This window comes from Treponema saccharophilum DSM 2985 (assembly GCF_000255555.1).
GTDB classification, from domain to species: domain Bacteria; phylum Spirochaetota; class Spirochaetia; order Treponematales; family Treponemataceae; genus Treponema_D; species Treponema_D saccharophilum.
Window position 1 is genome coordinate 103396 of record NZ_AGRW01000049.1, and the last position, 20514, is coordinate 123909.

General features: G+C 56.1%; 16 protein-coding genes. 5 read left to right on the plus strand and 11 right to left on the minus strand.

Translation table 11 applies throughout. The features are described 5' to 3' along the window. Positions 1 to 2 precede the first annotated feature (2 nt). Positions 3 to 683 (minus strand): response regulator transcription factor, encoded by a 681-nt coding sequence (locus tag TRESADRAFT_RS08785; protein ID WP_002704881.1) that lies wholly within the window; start codon positions 681 to 683, stop codon positions 3 to 5. Positions 684 to 1054: 371 nt separating this feature from the next. Here TRESADRAFT_RS08785 and TRESADRAFT_RS08790 point away from each other — a divergent pair, with 371 nt between their 5' ends. Both TRESADRAFT_RS08790 and TRESADRAFT_RS08795 read left to right on the plus strand, forming a co-directional pair. After that, positions 1055 to 2251: an NADP-dependent isocitrate dehydrogenase gene (locus TRESADRAFT_RS08790; RefSeq protein WP_002704883.1), complete on the plus strand. Its 1197-nt coding sequence runs from the start codon at positions 1055 to 1057 to the stop codon at positions 2249 to 2251. Positions 2252 to 2318: 67 nt separating this feature from the next. Next, a complete protein-coding gene (locus tag TRESADRAFT_RS08795; RefSeq protein ID WP_002704886.1) occupies positions 2319 to 2546 on the plus strand; it encodes a hypothetical protein in 228 nt (75 codons plus the stop codon). Between the two features lie 35 nt (positions 2547 to 2581). On the opposite strand, the gene TRESADRAFT_RS15200 is transcribed toward TRESADRAFT_RS08795, so the two are convergent. Next, a complete protein-coding gene (locus tag TRESADRAFT_RS15200) occupies positions 2582 to 4480 on the minus strand; it encodes an HD-GYP domain-containing protein (protein ID WP_002704889.1) in 1899 nt (632 codons plus the stop codon). A 152-nt stretch (positions 4481 to 4632) separates the two neighbouring features. On the opposite strand from TRESADRAFT_RS15200, the gene TRESADRAFT_RS08805 reads away from it, so the two are divergent. Beyond that, a complete protein-coding gene (locus TRESADRAFT_RS08805) occupies positions 4633 to 6684 on the plus strand; it encodes a DNA topoisomerase IV subunit B (protein ID WP_002704891.1) in 2052 nt (683 codons plus the stop codon). A gap of 269 nt (positions 6685 to 6953) precedes the next feature. Here the strand turns inward: TRESADRAFT_RS08805 and TRESADRAFT_RS15205 are convergent, their stop codons facing one another. Both TRESADRAFT_RS15205 and TRESADRAFT_RS08815 read right to left on the minus strand, forming a co-directional pair. Next, a complete protein-coding gene (locus tag TRESADRAFT_RS15205) occupies positions 6954 to 7793 on the minus strand; it encodes a purine nucleoside phosphorylase YfiH/LACC1 family protein (RefSeq protein WP_002704893.1) in 840 nt (279 codons plus the stop codon). 2 nt (positions 7794 to 7795) lie between these two features. Then, positions 7796 to 9523 carry a DUF5312 domain-containing protein gene (locus tag TRESADRAFT_RS08815; RefSeq protein ID WP_002704894.1) on the minus strand — a complete coding sequence of 576 codons (1728 nt, stop codon included), beginning with the start codon at positions 9521 to 9523 and terminating at the stop codon, positions 7796 to 7798. Between the two features lie 184 nt (positions 9524 to 9707). On the opposite strand from TRESADRAFT_RS08815, the gene TRESADRAFT_RS08820 reads away from it, so the two are divergent. Further along, entirely contained in the window at positions 9708 to 10694 is a 987-nt protein-coding gene (locus TRESADRAFT_RS08820; RefSeq protein ID WP_002704895.1) for an aldo/keto reductase, read from the plus strand. Positions 10695 to 10763: 69 nt separating this feature from the next. Here TRESADRAFT_RS08820 and leuB read toward each other — a convergent pair whose 3' ends face one another. The 3 genes from leuB to TRESADRAFT_RS08835 form a co-directional block, all read right to left on the minus strand. After that, positions 10764 to 11858 carry a 3-isopropylmalate dehydrogenase gene (leuB, locus tag TRESADRAFT_RS08825; protein ID WP_002704896.1) on the minus strand — a complete coding sequence of 365 codons (1095 nt, stop codon included), beginning with the start codon at positions 11856 to 11858 and terminating at the stop codon, positions 10764 to 10766. 495 nt (positions 11859 to 12353) lie between these two features. Next, a complete protein-coding gene (locus TRESADRAFT_RS08830; protein ID WP_002704897.1) occupies positions 12354 to 13673 on the minus strand; it encodes a fibronectin type III domain-containing protein in 1320 nt (439 codons plus the stop codon). Between the two features lie 16 nt (positions 13674 to 13689). After that, a complete protein-coding gene (locus TRESADRAFT_RS08835; protein WP_002704898.1) occupies positions 13690 to 16074 on the minus strand; it encodes a hypothetical protein in 2385 nt (794 codons plus the stop codon). A 320-nt stretch (positions 16075 to 16394) separates the two neighbouring features. On the opposite strand from TRESADRAFT_RS08835, the gene TRESADRAFT_RS08840 reads away from it, so the two are divergent. Further along, the gene (locus TRESADRAFT_RS08840; protein WP_002704899.1) at positions 16395 to 16670 is read left to right on the plus strand and encodes a hypothetical protein; all 276 of its coding nucleotides are present in this window, start codon (positions 16395 to 16397) and stop codon (positions 16668 to 16670) included. A 135-nt stretch (positions 16671 to 16805) separates the two neighbouring features. Here the strand turns inward: TRESADRAFT_RS08840 and TRESADRAFT_RS08845 are convergent, their stop codons facing one another. From TRESADRAFT_RS08845 to TRESADRAFT_RS08860, 4 genes are all read right to left on the minus strand, one after another. Beyond that, on the minus strand, positions 16806 to 17717 hold the full coding sequence (locus tag TRESADRAFT_RS08845) for a prohibitin family protein (RefSeq protein ID WP_002704900.1): 912 nt from the start codon (positions 17715 to 17717) through the stop codon (positions 16806 to 16808). A gap of 65 nt (positions 17718 to 17782) precedes the next feature. Continuing rightward, positions 17783 to 18631, minus strand: coding sequence for a patatin-like phospholipase family protein (locus TRESADRAFT_RS08850; RefSeq protein WP_002704901.1), 849 nt, complete (start codon positions 18629 to 18631; stop codon positions 17783 to 17785). A gap of 21 nt (positions 18632 to 18652) precedes the next feature. Next, a complete protein-coding gene (locus TRESADRAFT_RS08855) occupies positions 18653 to 19555 on the minus strand; it encodes a hypothetical protein (protein ID WP_002704902.1) in 903 nt (300 codons plus the stop codon). 15 nt (positions 19556 to 19570) lie between these two features. Then, positions 19571 to 20512, minus strand: a complete 942-nt coding sequence (locus TRESADRAFT_RS08860) for a diacylglycerol/lipid kinase family protein (RefSeq protein ID WP_002704904.1) — start codon at positions 20510 to 20512, stop codon at positions 19571 to 19573. Positions 20513 to 20514 lie beyond the last annotated feature (2 nt).

Consider the following 20514-nt stretch of genomic DNA (forward strand, 5'->3'; position numbering starts at 1 on the left):
TGCTATCTGGTTTCATCCTCAAGCGAGTACCCTATTCCGCGCGCCGTCCTGATTCTGACGGTCACTTTCAGATTCTCAATCTTGTTGCGGATGAACGAAATGTAGACCTCGACGTTGTTGTACTCGGCGTTCGAGTCGTTTCCCCAAATCTTGTTGATTATCTGCTCCTTCGTGATTATCTGATGGGGATTCTCGAAAAGGAGGTCAAGAATCTGGAATTCCTTGAGAGAGAGCTTTATCGCCTTTCCCTCGCTCGACTGAAGCTCGCAGTTCTTCTTGCTGAGCGTGAGGTCGCCGAACGTTATGGAATCGTCCTTAATCTCGCCCTTGCGCCTCGTAAGCGCGCGGACGCGCGCGAGAAGCTCGTCCGTCGAGAACGGCTTCGTGAGGTAATCGTCGGCGCCGGCATCAAGCCCCGCGACCTTGTCGGAAACCTCGTCGCGCGCCGTAAGGAGCAGGACGGGAACGTTGTTCTTCGCCTCGCGGAGTTTCTTGAGAATCGTGATTCCGTCGATTCCGGGGAGCATGATGTCGAGGATAATCGCATCGTATCCCTCGGACTCGGCATATTTAAGCCCGTCGATACCGTTGAGAACGGCATCGACACCAATCTTGTTCTTCTTGAAAATCTCGACGAGAGCCTGCGACATTCCTTCCTCGTCCTCAACAAGCAAAATCCTCATATTTTTCCTCCTAACAAAGAAACTATATTTTTCAGGAAACCGGCTCCACCCGGCTCCCGAATTCCCGGGGAGCAGCAACACGGAGACACAAAAAACGCCCCGGGGCAATCAACGAAAAAACGACTAAATCCACCTTTACAAGTTCAAGATTCTAATACAGAAAGGCAATAAGAATCTTAAGATAATCAATATATAACCTTAAACATATAAAGGAAGAGCATATGCCCGCCGCATTCCGAAAAAAACGTTAACAATCATAACGTGCGGAAAAACGATTTCAGCCCGAACGAGAAAAAAATGCGGAAAACGCGTGTTGTTCAACGGATTGAGAAAATCTATAATCGGGTAATCTTATTTTTTGGAGAAAGACAATGGCAAAAATCCAGATGAAGAACGCCATCGCCGAGCTCGACGGCGACGAAATGACGCGCGTGCTTTGGGCAGTTATCAAGGAGAAGCTCCTTGAGCCGTTCGTGGAGCTCAAGACCGAATACTACGACCTCGGCCTCAAGAACCGCGACGATACAGACGACAAGGTCACGTACGATTCGGCAGCCGCGATAAAAAGGCTCAAGGTCGGCGTGAAGTGCGCCACCATAACGAGCAACGCCGCGAGGATGAAGGAATACAACCTCAAGCAGCTCACGAGAAGCCCGAACGGAATCATCCGCGAGGAGCTTGACGGAACGGTCTTCCGCGCGCCGATATTCGTGAAGAACATCGCCTGCTCGGTCACAAGCTGGAAGAAGCCGATTGTCCTCGGGCGCCACGCGTACGGAGACGTCTACAAGAACTGCGAGCTGAAGACGGACCAGCCCGGAAAGGCGGAGCTCGTCTTCACCGGCGCGGACGGGAAGGAAATCAGGAAGACGATACAGGAGATGAAGGGGCCGGGAATCATCCAGGGAATCCACAACCTCGACTCGTCAATCGAAAGCTTCGCGCGCTGCTGCTTCTCGTATGCGCTCGACCAGAAAATAAGCGTCTGGCTCGGAACGAAGGACACCATCTCCAAGACGTACGACGGGAATTTCAAGGCGATTTTCCAGCGCGTGTTCGATGAAGAATTCAAGGCGAAGTTCGACGCGGCGGGAATCGAGTACTTCTACACGCTCATCGACGACGCCGTTGCGCGCGTGATGAAGAGCGAGGGCGGATTCCTCTGGGCGTGCAAGAACTACGACGGAGACGTGATGAGCGACATGATTGCGTCGGCATGCGGTTCGCTCGCCATGATGACGTCAATCCTCGTTAGCCCGAACGGCGAATTCGAGTACGAGGCGAGCCACGGCACCGTGCAGAAGCATTTCTACCGCTACCAGGCGGGAGAAAAGACGAGCACGAACCCGGTCGCCCTCATCTTCGCGTGGACGGGCGCGCTCGCAAAACGGGCGGAGCTTGACGGAACGCCAGAGCTTGCCGCGTTCGCGAAAAAACTCGAGAAGGCGACTCTCGACACAATCGAAAGCGGCGTCATGACGGGCGACCTCGCGCGCATCGCGGAACCGAAAGCGTCGAAAGTCCTCAACTCTTGGGAATTCATCGACGAAATCGCAAAGAAGCTGTAAAAGGCGCGGCTCGCTCCATTCCCGGAGGCAAAACGCATTTCCGGGGATGGAGCGAGGAGGAGCGGACATGTACACAATGATAGACGGAAAAGCCGTCAACCTCGAACGTGTCAGGTATTTCTACCTTGACGAAACGTACGGAATCCAGTCGCTGAAATTCGTGTTCGGCGAGAAGGAAACGCTCGACTTCGCGGATTTCGCGGACAAGAAAAGCGCTAAGTCGTTTTTCGAGGAATTCTCGAACGACGTGTGCGCGGGCCACCCAAAACCGTGCTACAGCACAAAAGACGTCTGAGCGCCGTCGCCGGACGGCACGTCCGGTGACGATTCTCAATCCGCGTTCTCCGAATAATATTTCTCAAGTTTTTTCAGGCAGGCGACAAAAATATTCTCCAAATCAGGATCGAACTGCTTGCCCATGCCGTCAATCATAATCCGGCACGCCATCTCGAAGCTCATCGGCTCCTTGTAGCACCGTTTGCTGACGAGCGCGTCGTAGACGTCCGCGACGGACATTATCCTCGCCTCGACGGGGATTCCCTCGCCCACCATGCCGCCGTCCTTCCCTTCCGGGTATCCAAGCCCGTCCCATCGCTCGTGGTGGTACCGTGCGATGTTGAACGCCGTGTCGACGAACGACTCCTCCTCCACGTCGCGCAGGACAAGGTTCACGATTTCGCCGCTGTGCTCCGCGTGCGTCTTCATAATCGCGTACTCGTCGGCGTCGAGTTTCCCTGGCTTGCAGAGAATCTTCGTGTCGATGAAAATCTTCCCGAGGTCGTGCATCGGGGCCGCGCGGATGATGTCCTCGCCCTTTTTCTTTGAAATCCTGCTGAATTTAGGGTTCCCCGTCCCCGCCCTGTTCCTGCGGATTATCTCGTCAACGAGGATTTTCATGACCTCGCTCGTCCGCTTCACGTGCCCGCCCGTATTCCCGTCGCGGGAGCCAATCATGTCGCCGAGGCTCGACACTATCCTCCGCTGAATTTCGAGGACGTGGACAGTCTGCTTGGCGACCTCGTCGCTCAGCTCCGTCGCGAACCGTTCGAGCATCATCTTGTGCTCCTCGTGCTCGCGCACCTCCGAATCGACGTCCCGCGTGCCGCAAATCACCTCGACAGGCTCGTTCCTGCCGTTCCGCTTGCAGACAATCAGGCTCGAGCGGAACCAGCGCCCCGTTCCCGGCCCGTACAAATCGCGCGACTTGAAATCGGCGCTGCAGTTGTCGGTATCCCGCAGCCGCTCCTTCATCGTGTCGATGTCGAAGAATTCCCTGACCTCCCGCATGTTCTCCGGGATGTAGAATTCTTCAGGAATCCCGTCAAGCGCCTCCCGGATGCTCGTGTGCTTCCCGAAGAATTCGTGGAGCACGTCGCTCGCGCGGATTTCCTGGAACGTGTCGTTCTCAAGGTTCGCCTTGTAGAGAATCGTGTAGATTCCCGACACGGCGCGGATGACGGAATTCGTATCGCGCTTCAGGTTCGAGAAGGTGAGGACGAACGTCACCCGTATCACGAGGAGGACAAGCCAAAGAGCGAACGCGGCGAGGAGAAGCTTCGGCCGCGTCCCCTGAAGGCAGCTTCTCGTGAGCCGGTAAAACATCGAGCAGGAAAAATCGAGCCGCTCGCCCTTCTTGTGGTAAAAGATGAACCCTACCGTCGTCTTCCCCGCCTCATTCCCGAACGCCCTGACGGGAAGTTCCCCGGAAACCTCAGACGGATTGTATATTATGTAGTCGCCGTCGGAGAGGGAAATGTACAAATCCTCCGCGACATAAAAATGCTCAAGCCTGATTTCGCTTTCGCTGTAGTTCCGAAGGTCGAGCTCCTGGACGATTTCCTCCGGGTACGTTTTCCGGTGCTGGTGGATTTCGACCGTGCCGCACCACGAGTTGTTGATGTAGCATTCCTTCTTGATGTTTATCCGGAGCTTCCATTCCGTAAGCTCCGCGTCGCTGAAATTCATGACGGTGCAGTCGTACGTCGAGCCGGTGAACGTGACGATTTCGCCCATGAACTCGATGTCGCGCTTGTCCCAGGAATCGGCAAGCCCGCCGCGCGGATAGAGCTGCACCGTGCATTCGGCGCGCTCCCCCTCGCCGACGATGCGACGGCGCGCGTTGAATTTGTCAGTCTCGTAAACATGGACGAAAAAGAAGAGAAGACCCGCAATCAGAAGCACGCCGAAAATACCGAAAACGATTATGTTTATTCTCCTTTCCTTTTCCATAAATTCCTCTCAATAAATCTCACGGTGATATCAAATAAATTTTCAGGACAGTTCTTCATTTTACTACATAAATACGGAAAATCTAAAACAAACATTCCGAAAACGGGAATTGCCCTGTGCATTTTCCCGCGATTTTCAATACAATCGCAGATATGAAAGAAGAGAAGAACACGGCGGCAAGGAAGACTGCCGCCACCGCAAAGCCCAAGGCAGGAATCGGGGAGGACGGAACGTTCCGCGCATGGGACAAGGCAAAGACATCGGACGCCAAGAAAACAGGAAAGACAGAGGACAAGGGGTTCGTGCCGGGAACGACCGCGGAGGATGCCGAAAAAAGACTCGCCGCAGCAAAATCGAAGGACCCGTCTCTCAGCGCGCCGAAGAAGAAAGCCGTATCATACACCGACGACCAAATCAGGCACCTGGACGCGCTCGAGCACATCCGCCTGCGCTCGGGAATGTATATCGGGCGGCTCGGCGACGGCTCGAACCAGAACGACGGAATCTACATCCTGCTCAAGGAGATAATCGACAACTCGGTCGACGAATTCATCATGGGATTCGGCGACCGCATTGACGTCACCATCTCGCTTGAGGACAAAAGCGTGTCCGTCCGCGATTACGGGCGCGGAATCCCGCTCGGGAAAGTCGTCGACTGCGTGTCGCAGATTAACACGGGCGCGAAATACAACGACGACGTGTTCCAGTTCTCAGTCGGAATGAACGGCGTCGGAACGAAGGCAGTCAACGCGCTCTCGTCCCATTTCCGCGTCGTATCGATTCGCGACGGGCAGTGCACCGAGGCGGTGTTCGCGCGCGGAAAGCTCGTCACGCAGAAGACAGGGACGCTCAAGCAGCCGCAGCCGAACGGAACGTATTTCGAATTCACGCCCGACGAATCGATTTTCGGGAAGTACTCGTTCAACATGGAATTCGTCGAGAAGCGGATGTGGAACTACGCGTACCTCAACACGGGGCTGACGCTCAGGCTCAACGGGCAGGATTTCGTCAGCGAGAACGGGCTCCTCGACCTTCTGCAGAAGGAGCTTGAGGAGAATTCGCTCTACCAAATCGGAAGCTACCGCGGGGAGCACCTCCAGTTCGCGTTCACCCACACGAATTCGTACGGCGAGAACTATTTCAGCTTCGTCAACGGGCAGTACACGTCAGACGGCGGAACGCACCTCGCCGCCTTCAAGGAAGGATTCCTCAAGGGCGTGAACGATTTCTTCCACTCGAACTACAAATCCGAGGACGTCCGCGAGGGAATAACGGCGGCAGTTCTCGCGAAGGTGAAGGACCCCGTCTTCGAAAGCCAGACGAAGAACAAGCTCGGGAACACGGACATCCGGCAGTGGATTGTCGCGGAGACGCAGAGCGGGCTTGACGACTGGCTCCACAAGCACCCGAAGGAGGCGGAGGCGCTCAAGGAGAAAATCGAGAAGAACGAGAAGCTCAGGACGGAGCTGAACGCGGTCAAGAAGGAGGCGAAGGAGGCGGCAAAGAAAATCTCGCTCAAAATCGAGAAGCTCAAGGACTGCCGGTTCCACCTCCAGGACGGCGAGAAGGGCGCGGAGTCGATGATTTTCATAACGGAGGGAGATTCGGCGACGGGCTCAATGGTCGGAAGCCGCGACCCCACATACCAGGCGATTTTCTCCCTGCGCGGAAAGCCCGAGAACATGTACGGCAAGAAGCGCAGCGACATCTACAAGAACCAGGAGCTGTTCAACCTGATGATGGCGCTCGGAATCGAACAGGACGTTGAGAACCTCCGCTACTCGAAAATCGTCATCGCGACAGATGCCGACAACGACGGTTTCCACATCAGGAACCTCGTCCTCACATTCCTCCTCGGGTATTTCGAGGAGCTCGTGACGAGCGGGCGCGTGTGGATTCTCGAGACGCCGCTTTTCCGCGCGCGGAACAAGAAGGACACGATTTACTGCTACAGCGAGGAGGAGCGCGACAAGGCGGTGAAGAAGCTCGGCGCGTCGGCGGAGGTCACGCGCTTCAAGGGACTCGGCGAGATAAGCCCGCACGAGTTCAAGCAGTTCATAGACCCGAGCACGATGCATCTCACCCCCGTCGAGGTCCAGGCGCTGAAGAACGTCCCCTCGGTGCTCTCCTTCTACATGGGAAAGAACACCCCCGAGCGGCGCGACTTCATCGTCCACCACCTCAAACAGGACATCGACGCATAAAAAGACCACGCACAAAAAAAACAGGGGTGTCGTCAGACACCCCGAATCCGTGTGAAAAAAAAGAAAAAACGCAAATCCCCACATCACGCGCAACCCCGCCAGGGCGCGGAACATGCCCCGCAGGTTCCTGCATCCGCTTGCTCCATAAATGCCGGACTCAGAACGGAAAAAGAAAACGCAAAGCCGCACCCCACATCACGCGCAACCTCACCAGGGCGCAGAACATGCTCCGCATGTTCCTGCGTGCGCTTGCTCCATAAATGCTGAACTCAGAACGGAAAAAGGAATGCAAGCGCCGACTGAACGGTCATCGCGCGGCTACGCTCGTCAGCTGTCACGGTCGGCGGAAGCGGGGCGGACTGGCGGCGGAAACTTCCGAAGACGGGAGAGCCGTCGGGGAACGACGAGCAGCAGGTACAGTCGGACGACACCGTGATGTTCTCGTCCCGGATTCCGGCAGAGCGGAGCACGGCAAGGTTCGCCTCCGTGAGGGAAAGAAAGAATCCGCCGTTTTTTTCCGAGACGCACGTTTTTCCGAACGTGCCGGCGAAGAAGCCTGCGCGGTCGCGGTCGATGTTGTAGCAGCATCCCCCGATATGCGGTCCGATTGCGGCAAGAAGGGAGCCTGCGTCCGAGCCGAATTTATCCGCCATCATCGAGACGCCCTCGGCTGCGATTCCCGTTCCTTTCCATCCGGAATGGAGCGCGCCCACGGCGCCAGTCTTCGGGTCGTAAAGGAAAATCGGGACGCAGTCGGCGACCGTCACGACGGGAACGACGGAGGGATTCTTCGTGACGATACCGTCGGCGACGATTCCCTCCGTGTCTCCCGCAACAGACGACTCGACCACCTTTTTCGAGTGGACAAGCTCGACGGGGGAAAGCGCCATCTTCCGGGAATTTCCGACGGCGGACGATACGAAATCGATGATTTTCTTGCGGTTGTCGTTCCGCTCGTTCCAGCGGAAGCGCATCGAGCCCGCGCGCAGGAGGCTCATCCCCCAGACGGCGCCGGGAACGGGCCTACCGCAAGAGAAGAACGGGAAAAGGGCGAACTCGTCCGACGGCGAGACGGATTCCGAGACACTGATGACGTTCGGTTCCGCCATCGTCAGATTCCGTCCCCGGCAAGAACGTGCGGCGCGTCGAACATCTCAAGCTCCTTTATTATGTTCAGCGCATTTTCGAGGGAATCGCGCGCATTCTGCAGCGTCGAAAGGAAGTTTTCGTTGCCGCGCCCCGACAGATGCCCGATATTCGACAGCGTGTCGAACCGCGCCTCCTTCTTCAGACCGAGAAGTCCGGAAAGAATGTGGTTCATCGAGCGGTTTGCGGTGCCGAACTGGTTTATTATGAGCTGCATCTCTGACTCGACGCTCCTCATCAGCTGCTCGACGCGGGTCTGCTCCTGGAGCGTCCTCATCTGCCCCTCGGCGCTGAATTTCGCGAACGTGCTTCCGACATCGCCGCTCGGCTTGATGCGGTCGTTCAGGGCGTTGAGCGCCATCGATATATGGATGAAATCGTTGAACGTGTCCGTGTACATCAGCTGGTTGTCCTTCTTCTTGAAGACGCCCTCGACCATAATCGACTTGAGCACAATCTCGTACGTCGGAAATTCCTTGAGGAAATACCAGTAGAGGAATCCGCCCGTAAGCTCGTAGCGGAATTTCACGCCGCCCCAAAGGTTCTCCCACGGCCTGTTCGGCAGAATCGGGAACGATTCCAACGAGAAACGGCTGACGAGGCTCTGCCTGAGGTTCTCCTTCTTGCAGTCGAAAACCCACGAGTCCCATTTCTGCTCGAAAATCTTCTTCCAGCTCGTCTTGAATTTGACGAACCAGTCCTCGCCGCCCGAGAAATGCTCCGGCATCCACTGCGAATCGGAATAGACGATGCAGCTTATCGAATGAATCGGGACGGAGCTCATGAACATGTGCAGGTTCGACATGTTCTCCATCGCCTTCGACATGAACTCAACAGCGTCGTTCGAATTCTCGTCGGAATCGGAGCCTTTTTTCTTCGAATTCCTGATGGAGAAGAGGAATAGCGTCTCAAGAACCTCGTTGGGAAGGCGGAAGCTGTTCAGCAGGCATTTCGCGAACGCGCCGATTTCGTTCTCAATCTGGCTGAACTGGCACGTGTGGATTTCGTCCGTTATCTCGGAGAAAAGGCTCAAAAACCTGTTGAAGGGAAGCCGGACGAACTGCCTGAGCCAATCGACGGATTTGACAGCCTCGTACATCTCGTTTTTGGAATCCGCCGGAATCGACTGGAAAATGTCGTCCATCTGCCGGAGCAGCTCGACGCGGTACTCGAGTTTTGCCTCGCCAGTAACTGGATTCGTGTACGGGTCAACGTTGTCGGCAAGGTCGCGGGCCACAATCGGCATGACAATCGAGCCGAGGAACACATAGAACGCGCCCTCGTCCTGCTCGAACGACACGACGTACGGCCGGAAAAAGTCCGCCGATTTCTTGAGGTCGCGGAGCTTGTCGTAGAACGCTGGAAGGATGAACCCCCGCTTCATGTCGATGAGGCCGGGAAAATTTCTCCCGACAATCTTCGCCATGCTCTGGATTTTTATCTCGTTGAACAGGATTTCCGTCGACGTGTTCGTGAAAATCGATTTCAACCAAAGCCAAAACCTGAACGGAAGAGACTCCTTCTTCAGCTGCTCGGACAAAGTCGTCTCCGGCTCCGTCGGCAGGTCCTCAACTGGAGAGAATGAGTCATTTTCATAATCTTTTGGAGTGCTTTGCATCTTGTCTAGTATAGACTGCCTCTCCTCCGCAGAGATTCCGGACACGAGCGCGTCGAATGAATTAGAGCTTCCCATAGCGAGATATTTTATACAATATCCGACAAAACCTCTATAAAAAAATCTCAAGAAAAAGCATTTCGCAGTCACTCCGCGTTGCGGATTGTCGGAAATATCAAAAAAATCCAAAAACAATACGGCGCGCGCGCATTTTCCTACCTTCCGCGCTTGATACTTGGCGATTCGGCTGTAAAATAGGCGCATGTACAAAGCAAACGAAAACAGATATGCGCAGATGAAATACGCGCGGTGCGGAAAGAGCGGGCTGCTTCTTCCGAGGATTTCGCTCGGGCTGTGGCACAATTTCGGCTCGGTCGACCCGTTCGAGAACCAGAAGAAGCTTCTGTTCACGGCGTTCGACCTCGGAATCACCCACTTCGACCTGGCGAACAACTACGGCCCCGTCCCCGGAAGCGCGGAGGAGAACTTCGGGCGGATAATCTCCGCGGAGCTCAAAAGCCACCGCGACGAGCTTGTCATCTCGACGAAAGCCGGATACGAGATGTGGGACGGTCCCTACGGAAACTGGGGCAGCCGAAAATACCTCATGTCGAGCCTCGACCAGAGCCTTTCGCGCATGAAGCTCGACTACGTGGACATCTTCTACCACCACCGCCCCGACCCCGACACGCCGCTCGAGGAGACGATGGGCGCGCTCGCCGACATCGTGCATCAGGGGAAGGCGCTCTACGCGGGAATCTCCAACTACAACGCCGAGCAGACGAAAAAGGCGGCGGAAATTCTCCGCTCGATGGGAGTGCCGCTCCTCATAAACCAGTTCCGCTACAACATGATTGACCGGTGGGCGGACGACGACAGGCTGTTCGACGCGCTCGACGAAGTTGGATCCGGCTCAATCGCGTTCTGCCCGCTCGCGCAGGGGCTTCTCACGTCGCGCTACCTCGGAGGCATCCCCGAGGGAAGCCGGGCTACGAGAAGCGTGTTCCTCACGCCGGACAGGATAACCGACGAGCTTCGCGCGAAGCTCAACCGCCTGAACGAAATCGCAAAAAACCGAGGGCAGTCGCTCGCCGAGATGTCGCTCTCTTGGGCGCTCAGGCGGGGAAGGCTCACGTCCGTCCTCATCGGGGCGAGCCGCGCCGAGCAGATTGTGGAGAACGCCCGCGTCATAAACGCGCCCGACCTCACCGACGACGAGCTTTCCGCGATACATTCGGTGCTCGCGTAGGGGGCAAGGCATAAAAAAACAAGGGGCGAACTGCCCCTTGTTTTTTATCTGCGGTTCGCTTGAAACCGTTTATTTGTTCAGGTACTCGACAACGAGCTGACCCATCTTCTTCGTTCCGACGAGCTTGCCAGCAGCCTTCACCTCGTCGATGTGGCTTCCGGCGATGTCGCCCGTGCGCCATCCGTCGTCAAGGACCGCGCTCACGGCGTTCTCGATTGCCTTCGCCTCGTCCTCAAGCTTGAAGCTGTAGCGGAGGAGCATCGCCGCGGAGAGAATTGTCGCCAGCGGGTTCGCCAAATCTTTTCCGGCGATGTCGGGCGCGCTTCCATGAATCGGCTCGTAGAGGCCGGGGCCCGTTCCGTCGCCGATTGAGGCAGACGCGAGCATTCCGATTGAGCCGGTAATCTGGCTCGCCTCGTCGCTCATGATGTCGCCGAACATGTTGCTCGTCGCGATGACGTCGAACTGGCGCGGGTTCCGCACCAGCTGCATCGAGGCGTTGTCGATGTAGAGGTATGAGAGCGCGACTTCGGGATAGTCCTTCTTCACGTCCTCGGCGACGCGCCTCCAGAGCTGGCTTGAGTTGAGGATGTTCGCCTTGTCAACGACGCAGAGCCTCTTCTGCCTGCTCATCGCGTACTCAAAACCCATGCGGACAATGCGCTCAATCTCGGGGCGCGTGTATTTCTCGGTGTCCCACGCGGTGTTTCCGTCCGCGCTCGTCCCGCGCTCGCCGAAATAGATTCCGCCCGTAAGCTCGCGCACGATGAGGATGTCCAGCCCGTCGCCGACAATCTCGTCCTTGAGCGGGCACGCGTCCTTGAGCTGCTTCCACATGACCGCGGGGCGCAGGTTCGCGAAAACCTTCATTCCGCCGCGAAGACCAAGAAGCGCCTTCTCAGGGCGAAGCTCGGAGGCGAGGTTGTCCCACTTGGGGCCGCCGACCGCGCCGAGAAGAGCCGCGTCGCTCTTGAGGCAGATTTCGAGCTGCTCCTCAGGAAGGGGCTTGCCGAATTTGTCGATTGCCGCGCCGCCCGCCACAACGTTCGTGTAGTTCCACTTGTGCCCGAATTTCTTCGCAACGGCGTCAAGCACGTTCACTGCTTCCGCCACAACATCGGGACCGATTCCGTCGCCTGGGATAAGAGCGATTGTCTTTTCCATCTTTTTGAATACTCCTTGTAGATTTGGATTGCGGATATTTTACCGAAAAAGGCGCGCGCTTGCATACCGTTTTCCGTTCTAAGTTCGGCTTGGTGGTAGCAAGCGTTCGCCGGCACGTGCGAAGCCCGTGCCTACCGTGGCGGAATTTGTCGTGAGGACAAAAATCTCTCGTTTTTACTTCGGATTGCGTTCTTTTTCCCCGTTCTAAATTCGGCTTGGTTGGAGCAAGCGTTCGCCGGCACGTGCGAATCCCGTGCCTACCGTGGCGAATTTTGTCGGATGGGCAAAAAGCTTTCGTTCTTAGTTCGACTTGCATACCGTTTTCCGTTCTAAGTTCGGCTTGGTTGGAGCAAGCGTTCGCCGGCACGTGCGAAGCCCGTGCCTACCGTGGCGGAATTTGTCGGGTGGGCAAAAATCTTTCGCTAACCGGTTCGGATTGGCGGGCATAAAAAAATCGGCGGAAAGTTTCCGCCGATTGCAGGACAGTCGATTTTCTTAAGACGAGACTTTTATCTTGAATGTGCCTGTACTTCCGGAAGAATACGGCTCTACTTTCAGGTATATATAGCCGGATGTTGCGCCGCATTTTATCGTCTGCCCTGTAGAATCGAAAAACATAGTACTGACGAATGATAAATTAGAATAAGCCGAGACCTTCACGTCAAGAGTTTCGTTGCCAGTGCCAGTACCTTGATAACTATCTGCCCAATATACCGTATAAGTTCTCCCGGCGGAAGCGTAAAAACGATAGATGCACGATTGTGTGCCGCTTGTCAGGATTCCTTCCGTCCAGCCAGCATTCACGTCGAGCGTAGTATAGCTTGAACTTGACGAAGACGGCATTGTGACGGTTACCGAGTTTGATATTGCAGGCGACCCGGACGTCTGGTTTGCCCTGAGGACGAACGTATACGTGCTTCCGGCAGTAAGACCGGTGATTGTTGAGCTTGAATAACCGTATCTATTCGTGTTCATACAGCTTCCGTTCTTCCAGACGTAGACGTAATCCCCGTAATAGTTTCCGGTCCATGAGAGCGTCACGCTGGTGGAGGAAGTTATGTCACAAGAAAGCGTGTACGGGTACATCGCTGTCCCCGCCTGGATATAAACGGAGCAGCTGTTGGACAGCTCCTTCGCGTCGCTTGAGTTTCCGTTCTTGAGGACGACGGAGTGAGAGCCGGAAGTAAGGCCATCGATAGTCGCGCTCCCCGCGGACGTACTGGCGGTCTTTTCGTATGCGCCGTCGACAAAAATGTATACGGAATCCCCGACGTAGCCGTAGTTATTCCACTCGATGTTCATTCCGAGCTGCCCCGTATCCTCAACCTTCGTCAGCTCCATCGTGTTCTCGTCCTCCATTTTGAGGACTATCTTTACAGAGCTAGAATTCTGGGGACAATAAGCCAGATAACCGCGCGAGTAACCGAGCAGCGATGTTATGCTCTCCTCGCTTGAATAAGTAAGATACGACTGGATTTCCTCTTTCGTCATCTTCTTGGAAGTAAAAGTGAACTTGCTTTTGAGGTCTGAAGTTCTTGATTCTGACAGTTCTCCCCAATAAGACCACCCCTGCGAAGCATTTGACTTCCAATTATTCTGGAAGGAATAGAACGAAGGGTTAGCGACATAGAGCGCATATTTCTTTTCCGACGACTTCTTGCTTCCGCTTCCGTTCTCAACAGAAATCGGAGACGTTCCGTCGAGCAGCTCGTACTTCTCGTTCAGGTACACTCCGCCGCACCCGGAAACGACGGCGGAGAAAGCCGCGCACAGTAAAGCCGCGGCGATTTTTGCAAATGGGAATCTTGATTTCATAATTCTTCTCCTTGTCCTACCACGTTATGCCGAGCCCGATCGAATACTTGTCGAAGAACCGCTCCTGCTCAGTGTAGCATTCGCTCGGAGTCCAGCCGACACCGTACCGCCCGAAGAGAACCCATCCGACAGACGGAGAGAACCATTCCACCGTCAGGCTTCCGCACAAGCCGAACGCGTCGTTCACGAGTCCCGCCTCGCCGTCGAGGCAGACCCTTATCTGCTCGTCGAAGCACCAGTTCATGCCAAGCAGCCCGGTGAATGTCAGCGTCGTCTCGCCGCCGAGGTCCTTGTAGGAAAGGTCATCCGGGGACGGCTCCGACTTGCTGTCGCTCGACTGCGAGTATATGTACGTGTTGAAACCGCCCGTCAAATTCAAGCCCCAATAGAAATGCTTTCCGAGCTTCTTCGTAATCATGAGGCCGCCGGCGAGAATCATGTTGTCGTCGCCGTAGTTGTAGAAATCGCCCACTAACAGGATTGAGCTTCTGCCGTGCTGCTTCCGCCTCGCCTCCTCGCGCTCAATTTCCTTCTGCCGCTTTTTCTCCGCCTTCTCCTCCTCGCGCGCAATCCGCTCCTGCTCCTCGCGGTATTCTCTCTCCGCCTTGATTCTGGCAACCTCGTCCTTCGCGTCCTGACGCGCTTTTTCCGCGGCGAGACGCTTCTCCTCAAGCGCTTTTATTTCCGCTTCCTTCCTATTGGCCTCGGCAATCTGCTCGTCCGTTCGGATGTCGTACGGCGGCGTCATCGAGAAGTCCCTCTTCGAGTTGAGCGACATCTCGCTCACATTCTTTCCGCGGACGTTGTTGTACACGCGCAGCTTGCTGAAACCGAATTTGTACTCGGACGGATGGTCTTCGTCCTTTGGTTCCGCCCAATAATCCATCTCGCAGACGAGAATCTTGTCGCCGCGGCTGAACAGAGAGTCGTACATCGCGACGGCATCGCTGTAGTCGTCCCAAACCTCGTCGGAATCCTCGATTTTCGGAACGGCGTTGCCCGTGAACTGCGTGTACTCGATTTCGAACGAGGTCTGCGTAAGGAGGATGTTGTCGGAATACAGGTAGACGTTCACCGGCCACTTGTGGCTCTCACCGTCCCACACGCCAACGGAAAGCTGGAGCTCGTCGCTCAAAGAAGAAACCGTCCTCGGCTTCTTCTCCGTTCCCAAAAGCGCGTAGTCGGCATAGATTCCTTTCCTGAGGTCGTCCATCGTCGATTTCGGCTTGGTGCTCGCATCCTCCTTGTCCTTCTCCGCCTGCACGAGGATTTCTATCTTCTTCGCCTTGGCCGCGTTCTGCCTTCTGATGAGCGCATCGCTCGTTATCGTCCCGTCCTGCTTCCGGTCGCCGATTTTCAGCGGCGCGTTCATGATTTTGTCGGTCTCGGTCTCGATGTCGGCTTGCGCCTGCTCGTCGATTTCGTTGAGCCGCTCGTGGAGGTCGTCGCGGATTCCGATGAGCGCCTGCTTCTTTCCCTCGATGATTCTTATCTGGCTGAGGATGGAGGCATTCTCAAGCTTCTTGCTTCTCGCCTTCTCAGCTTTCTCCTGAGCCTCGCGCGCCAGACGGTCGCGCTCTTCCTTTACCTTCGCGCTCTTCTCGTTGAGGATTTTCTCGTACTCAAGAGCCTTCTTATTTTCCTCCGCAAGACGCTTCGACTTCTCCTCCGCTGTGCGCAGCTTCTCCGCGATGATTGCGCGCTGAGCCTCCGCCTTCGCGCGCACGGAATCGGCGGAAAGCTCAGACGAGGTCGATGACACGCTTATCTCCTTGTTGAGCGCGGCAATCTGCTCCTTGTAGCGGGCTGCCTCCTGCTCCGCAAGCCTCTGCCTGTCGTCTGAAGAAAGGTCGCTCTCGCCGTGCTGCAGAACCCACCTCTGCTCGGTCGAAAGGGACACGCCGAGCGCACTGCACATATTCATCGTAATCTTGTCGATTTCGCATCCGGCGCCGTCGTACAGCCTCTCGTATTCCTTCTGCCCCTCGCTCACATGCTGAAAAAGGTTCGTTCCCGTGGAAAGGTCCACGACGCCGACCGTCAGGGAAAATTTGCCGCCGGCTTTCCTCACCGTCGAGAAAATCGCGTACTTTGCCGGCGTGAGGTTTCCGATTTCAGCCATCGCCGCCTCGTTGTATCCGCCGCCCTCGAATTTCTTCTGGAGTTCCTTGACTTTCTTCTCGTTCGTGTTGTCGATGAGCCTGAAATCCGTATATTTTGATACATTCGCGCTGAGCCTGTCCCTAACGGAATTCTTGAGCCAACCCAAATCCTTCGGGACATTCTCCTCCTCGGTGTTGTACACCATGACAGCGGCATCTTTCGGAACCGCCGAATATGCTCCCAGGCTGGCGAAAAGCACCGCAACCGCCGCCAGAAATCTGAAAACCGTTTTCCCCATAAAAACACTCCTCCGAACGAACCTTCCCCTACCGTTCAGGTTCACGACTTCCCGGAACTGCGCCTTTTTCTCATCGCATCCCAAGAAAACTCGTCCCAAGCCATTTTTCGGCTCCGAACACGTTTAATATATACTAATAAACCATATTTGTCAGACTTCGCCCCCTGAAAAAAAAATGACCTGTCCGGAAAACATCCTAATATATTTATTATAGAATGCGACGCTCCGAATGTGTTTCGGAATCAAGCGCGGCACAGCAAAACCAACCGATTTTATGTGTTATGAACATGAGGAGAATAAATCCTCAAGGAGGCTTTTTTATGACGATGGATGATTTTAAAGAATTCCTGATACGGACAGGGTATTCGGAACGGACACCGGCCGGAAATCCGAGCACTGTGTATGATTATCAGAAGCGGGTGCAGACCATCTGCGAAAGGGAACATATCCCGGATTTAGACTCATTGGCAGCCAGAATCGATGAAATCGAAAGGAAATATGCTGAGAATGGAGAAGAATCAGAATTCGGCGCAAAAAGCCATAATGCGTACATAAATGCAATCAGGCGATTTCAGGAACTGTGCCGGGAACAATAAAACGGTCCGTACCGCCGGTATCCCCCCGTTCCCCGATTCCGCGGACACTGAACATCAGGCAAAAAAAAGCGGAACGGCTCCTGACCGTCTTCGGGCAAAAGCCGCTCCGTCCGTTCCGCGCGTCTTCGCGGGATGCTATTTCTTTGCCTCGGGGAGGTTCACGATTCCGCCTGCCGCGGTGAGCGGGACGTACTCGGGAACCTGCCTTCCGTCCCAGCGCTTCGCCTTCTCAAGCTCAATCTCAAGCTCCTTGAGCTTTATCTCGACGTTGTAGTTCTGCGCGACCTTCTCGTTGTAATACGCGAGGGCGTCAGCCTCGACGCGCTTCGCCTCCGCGGCTTTCTGCGCCTTCATCAAGTCGGCCTCGGCCGTCTGCTCCGCCGCCTTCTTCGCAGCCTCAGCCTCGGCGACCTGCTTCTGCGCGTTCGTCTCGGCAAGCTTCAAATCCTGCTCAGCCTGACGGACCTGCTGCGTCCTGTTCATCGTCTCCTTGATGTTCTTGTCGAAGTCGTCGCTCCAGTCCCAGTTGGAAATCGTCAGCTGCGTCACCTCAATCGGGTATTCGGAAAGGCGGGCGGCAAGGCTTTTCGAGACGTCCGTCGTGATTTTGTCCTGGTTCTCGACAAGCTCGTAAATCGAATACTTTCCGACAGCCTCCTTCACGCACGAGACGAGGCTCCGCGTTATCGCGTTCTCCAAAATGGCGTCCCCGTACTTCGTGACGACATCCATTATCCTGTCGTCGTCGTAGCGGTAGAAGACGGTGACCTGCGAGCCGACCGTCTGCATGTCCTTCGTTATCGCGCCGTCCTTCCCCACCGAGAAATTCGCGTTCATCCCCTTGGGGACAATAGAATACTTCTGGATGCGGGAGATGAACGGAACGTGGAAGTGCATTCCCGGCTCGAGGACGCCGCTCGAAACCTCGCCGAGCGTGACCATTACGCCGCGCTCGTTCGGCTCGACGACATCATACGCCGAGATTCCGACGGCGAGGACAAAAAGCGCGATTGCGCCCGCGAAAACAGATTTTCCTATCTTTTTCATCATATGCTCCTTTTTTTTTATAAATACGCCAAACCGACCTCGCGGATGGCGGAAACAGCATGCCCCTACTGCCCGAGGAACTCCTTTATACGAGCAATCGCGCCCTCGCAGACGCGCCGCCCCTCGTCGTACACGCGCTTGAGCTCGGCGGGATTCTTCTCCGTGTGCGAAATCCCGAGCGGCTCGCGTGGGCACACGACGAACGCGTTCCCCCGCTCAGCCTGGGAGAACGCGTACCTCGTCTCCTCGTTGTACACTACATGGCGGTTTCTCACAGCCTCGACGAGGTTCGGATAGACGCCGTAGCGCAGCTTTATGAGCGGGAGGAGCGGGTTCGGCTTCTTGACGAAACCGGCGGGCTGCGTGAGAACGACGAGGTTCTTCCCGAAGCCGAGCGACTCGGACAGCCGCAGTGGGATGGAGTCGGCGATTCCCCCGTCAAGGTACTTCTCGCCGTCGAAACGGACGATTTTCTGTGCGATAGGCATCGCGGCGGACGCGCGCATGAACTCGATGCAGCGGTCGTCGCACTCGTCGAATCGCCTGTGCTCCGCCTTTCCCGTGCGGATGTTCGTCGCGACGATGTGGAATTCGACGGGGCTTTTTCTGAACGCCTCGTAGTCGAACGGATCGAGCCTCTCCGGAATCGTATGATAGCCGAATTCCGCGTTGAACATGTTCCCGGTCGTCAGCCATGAATGGACGGAGCAGAACCGCCTGTCCCCCGCATACTCCATGTTGTACCGTATCGCCCGCCCCGCCTGGTTCGACTTGAAGTTGCACCCGAAACACGCGCCGGCGGAAACCGTGACCATGCCGTCGAATCTCACCCCGCCCTCCATCAGGACATCGAGGACGCCGCAGGTGAACATTGCGCGGAGCGCGCCACCCTCAAGAACAAGCCCGTTTCTCACAAAAAACCTCCTCACTCTCCATCAAAAATACAGCTTCGCGCCGACCAGAGCGCCGTTCCATTTGTCGGAACGCTTGTCAGTCTCGTAGTTGTACACGCTCATATAACGCCACCCGCAGAACACCTCGACACGCCCGAGGAGGATTCCGGCGTTGAGGTTGGACTCGAACACGCCGACGTTCTTGTCGAAGTGGCTCCAGACTGGGCGCCACTGTATCGCGACGGGGCGGAACGGATACGAGCGGATGTCGTAGCCGAACGAGATTCCGCTTCTTATCTCCTCGGCGATATTGTTCCCGTACCAGTGCGACCACTGCACGACGAGCGAGCAAGAAAGCGGGTTCGTCGAGAACAGGAAGAACTGCCCGCCGAGCTTCACGTTCCCCTGATAATCGTCGCGCGCATTCCTGAGCGAGTTCGAGTAGAGCGTGTTCTCGAAGTAGGGCCCGATGAAGAGCGCCTGCCCCTCGAACGAGCATTCCTGACCGTAGCCGAGCGTCCGCATGTAGAAAGCAGACGTGCCGCACGAGAAGCGGTAGAAACGCGGCTTCGCGCCGACGCTTTTTTCCCCGTCGCCGTCGCCGGAAGACTCGAAAAGCGCCGGGTACGTCACGTACTTCACGCCGTCCTCCATGTAGGGATAGTCGTAGAACCTGACCGAGACGTTCGCCGCGAGCCAGAGGTACCCGATTGCCTCGAAGATAATCTCGAACAGCGCCTGGCTGAACGACGACGACTCCGACGAAGACGAGGACGAGCTTTTGTTTTTCGACGAGGACGACGTGTTAGAGTCCGTCGCCGGGACGTCCTCCACGGTCTCCTCCTCTATTACGTCATCCACCGCGGCAGAGAACGAGCCTGCATACCCGCCGAAAACGAAAACTGCCATCATGACGGACGCGATAATTCTCCTGAAAAACGGCATACAACCTCCCGCAATTCAAATAAGGACGCGGACGGCGCCCTTTATAACAGTATAACGGACGTTCCGCACAAATCCGAACGACTCGCCGTCCGTCGCGACGATTGCGGGGGTCGACGACACAAGCCTCATCGACTCGAAATCGCGGAGGTAGAACGATTTGAAAATGCGCTGCTTCCCGAGAAGGAGGACGGGAAACATGAAGAACGTGAGGAATTTCGGGACGCCGGAGACGAGGCAAACGGAAAGCTTCCCGTCATCCCCGCGCGCATCGGGCGCCATCGGGACGCCGCCGCCCTCCGCACGGAAATTCATCGCCGCGCAGAATATGACGCGCCGGAATTCAATCGGGTCGCCGCCGTCGAACGAGACGGATACGTCGTGCGTCTTCAGGGAGAAGAGCGATTTTATCGTCAAAAGCGCGTAGCTCAGCTTTCCCATGCGGAGCCTGTTCAGGACGACCTTTATCTTCGACTTGTTTATGGAAGTCCCGACAAGCGCGTCTAGCCCGAACCCCGCGCTTATCCCGAACAGCCGCCGCGGGAACCTCGCGCCCGGGTCGTCCGACTCCACGACGCCGAGGTCAATCCGCCGAGAACCGTCGGACGACAGCACGATGTCGAGCGCCTTCCGCGGGTTGTGCCTCGGAAGCCCGAGCCCGCGTGAAAAATCGTTGCCGCTTCCCGTCGGAATCAGCCCGAGCCTGAACCGGAACAGTTTGTCCTGCGGGATTCCGTTCAGGACTTCGTTTATCGTTCCGTCGCCGCCGAGGATGACGAGATTGACGTCGCCGTCGCCCTCGCCCGCTATCCTCGCCGCAATCTTGGAGGCGTGTCCGGGGCGCTGGGGAACGTGGGTGACGTATTCGACACCGCGCTCCTTGAGCATCGCCCGTATTTTGTTCCATTGCACGAAAGCCTTCCCGCTTCCGCCGTGAATATTTACGATGAAATGGTACATGC

Bases quoted from the DNA above. Each gene is read 5' to 3' on its own strand.
- TRESADRAFT_RS08785 (WP_002704881.1), bottom strand. From the start codon at position 683: ATGAGGATTTTGCTTGTTGAGGACGAGGAAGGAATGTCGCAGGCTCTC.
- TRESADRAFT_RS08790 (WP_002704883.1), top strand. From the start codon at position 1,055: ATGGCAAAAATCCAGATGAAGAACGCCATCGCCGAGCTCGACGGCGAC.
- TRESADRAFT_RS08795 (WP_002704886.1), top strand. From the start codon at position 2,319: ATGTACACAATGATAGACGGAAAAGCCGTCAACCTCGAACGTGTCAGG.
- TRESADRAFT_RS15200 (WP_002704889.1), bottom strand. From the start codon at position 4,480: ATGGAAAAGGAAAGGAGAATAAACATAATCGTTTTCGGTATTTTCGGC.
- TRESADRAFT_RS08805 (WP_002704891.1), top strand. From the start codon at position 4,633: ATGAAAGAAGAGAAGAACACGGCGGCAAGGAAGACTGCCGCCACCGCA.
- TRESADRAFT_RS15205 (WP_002704893.1), bottom strand. From the start codon at position 7,793: ATGGCGGAACCGAACGTCATCAGTGTCTCGGAATCCGTCTCGCCGTCG.
- TRESADRAFT_RS08815 (WP_002704894.1), bottom strand. From the start codon at position 9,523: ATGGGAAGCTCTAATTCATTCGACGCGCTCGTGTCCGGAATCTCTGCG.
- TRESADRAFT_RS08820 (WP_002704895.1), top strand. From the start codon at position 9,708: ATGTACAAAGCAAACGAAAACAGATATGCGCAGATGAAATACGCGCGG.
- leuB (WP_002704896.1), bottom strand. From the start codon at position 11,858: ATGGAAAAGACAATCGCTCTTATCCCAGGCGACGGAATCGGTCCCGAT.
- TRESADRAFT_RS08830 (WP_002704897.1), bottom strand. From the start codon at position 13,673: ATGAAATCAAGATTCCCATTTGCAAAAATCGCCGCGGCTTTACTGTGC.
- TRESADRAFT_RS08835 (WP_002704898.1), bottom strand. From the start codon at position 16,074: ATGGGGAAAACGGTTTTCAGATTTCTGGCGGCGGTTGCGGTGCTTTTC.
- TRESADRAFT_RS08840 (WP_002704899.1), top strand. From the start codon at position 16,395: ATGACGATGGATGATTTTAAAGAATTCCTGATACGGACAGGGTATTCG.
- TRESADRAFT_RS08845 (WP_002704900.1), bottom strand. From the start codon at position 17,717: ATGAAAAAGATAGGAAAATCTGTTTTCGCGGGCGCAATCGCGCTTTTT.
- TRESADRAFT_RS08855 (WP_002704902.1), bottom strand. From the start codon at position 19,555: ATGCCGTTTTTCAGGAGAATTATCGCGTCCGTCATGATGGCAGTTTTC.
- TRESADRAFT_RS08860 (WP_002704904.1), bottom strand. From the start codon at position 20,512: ATGTACCATTTCATCGTAAATATTCACGGCGGAAGCGGGAAGGCTTTC.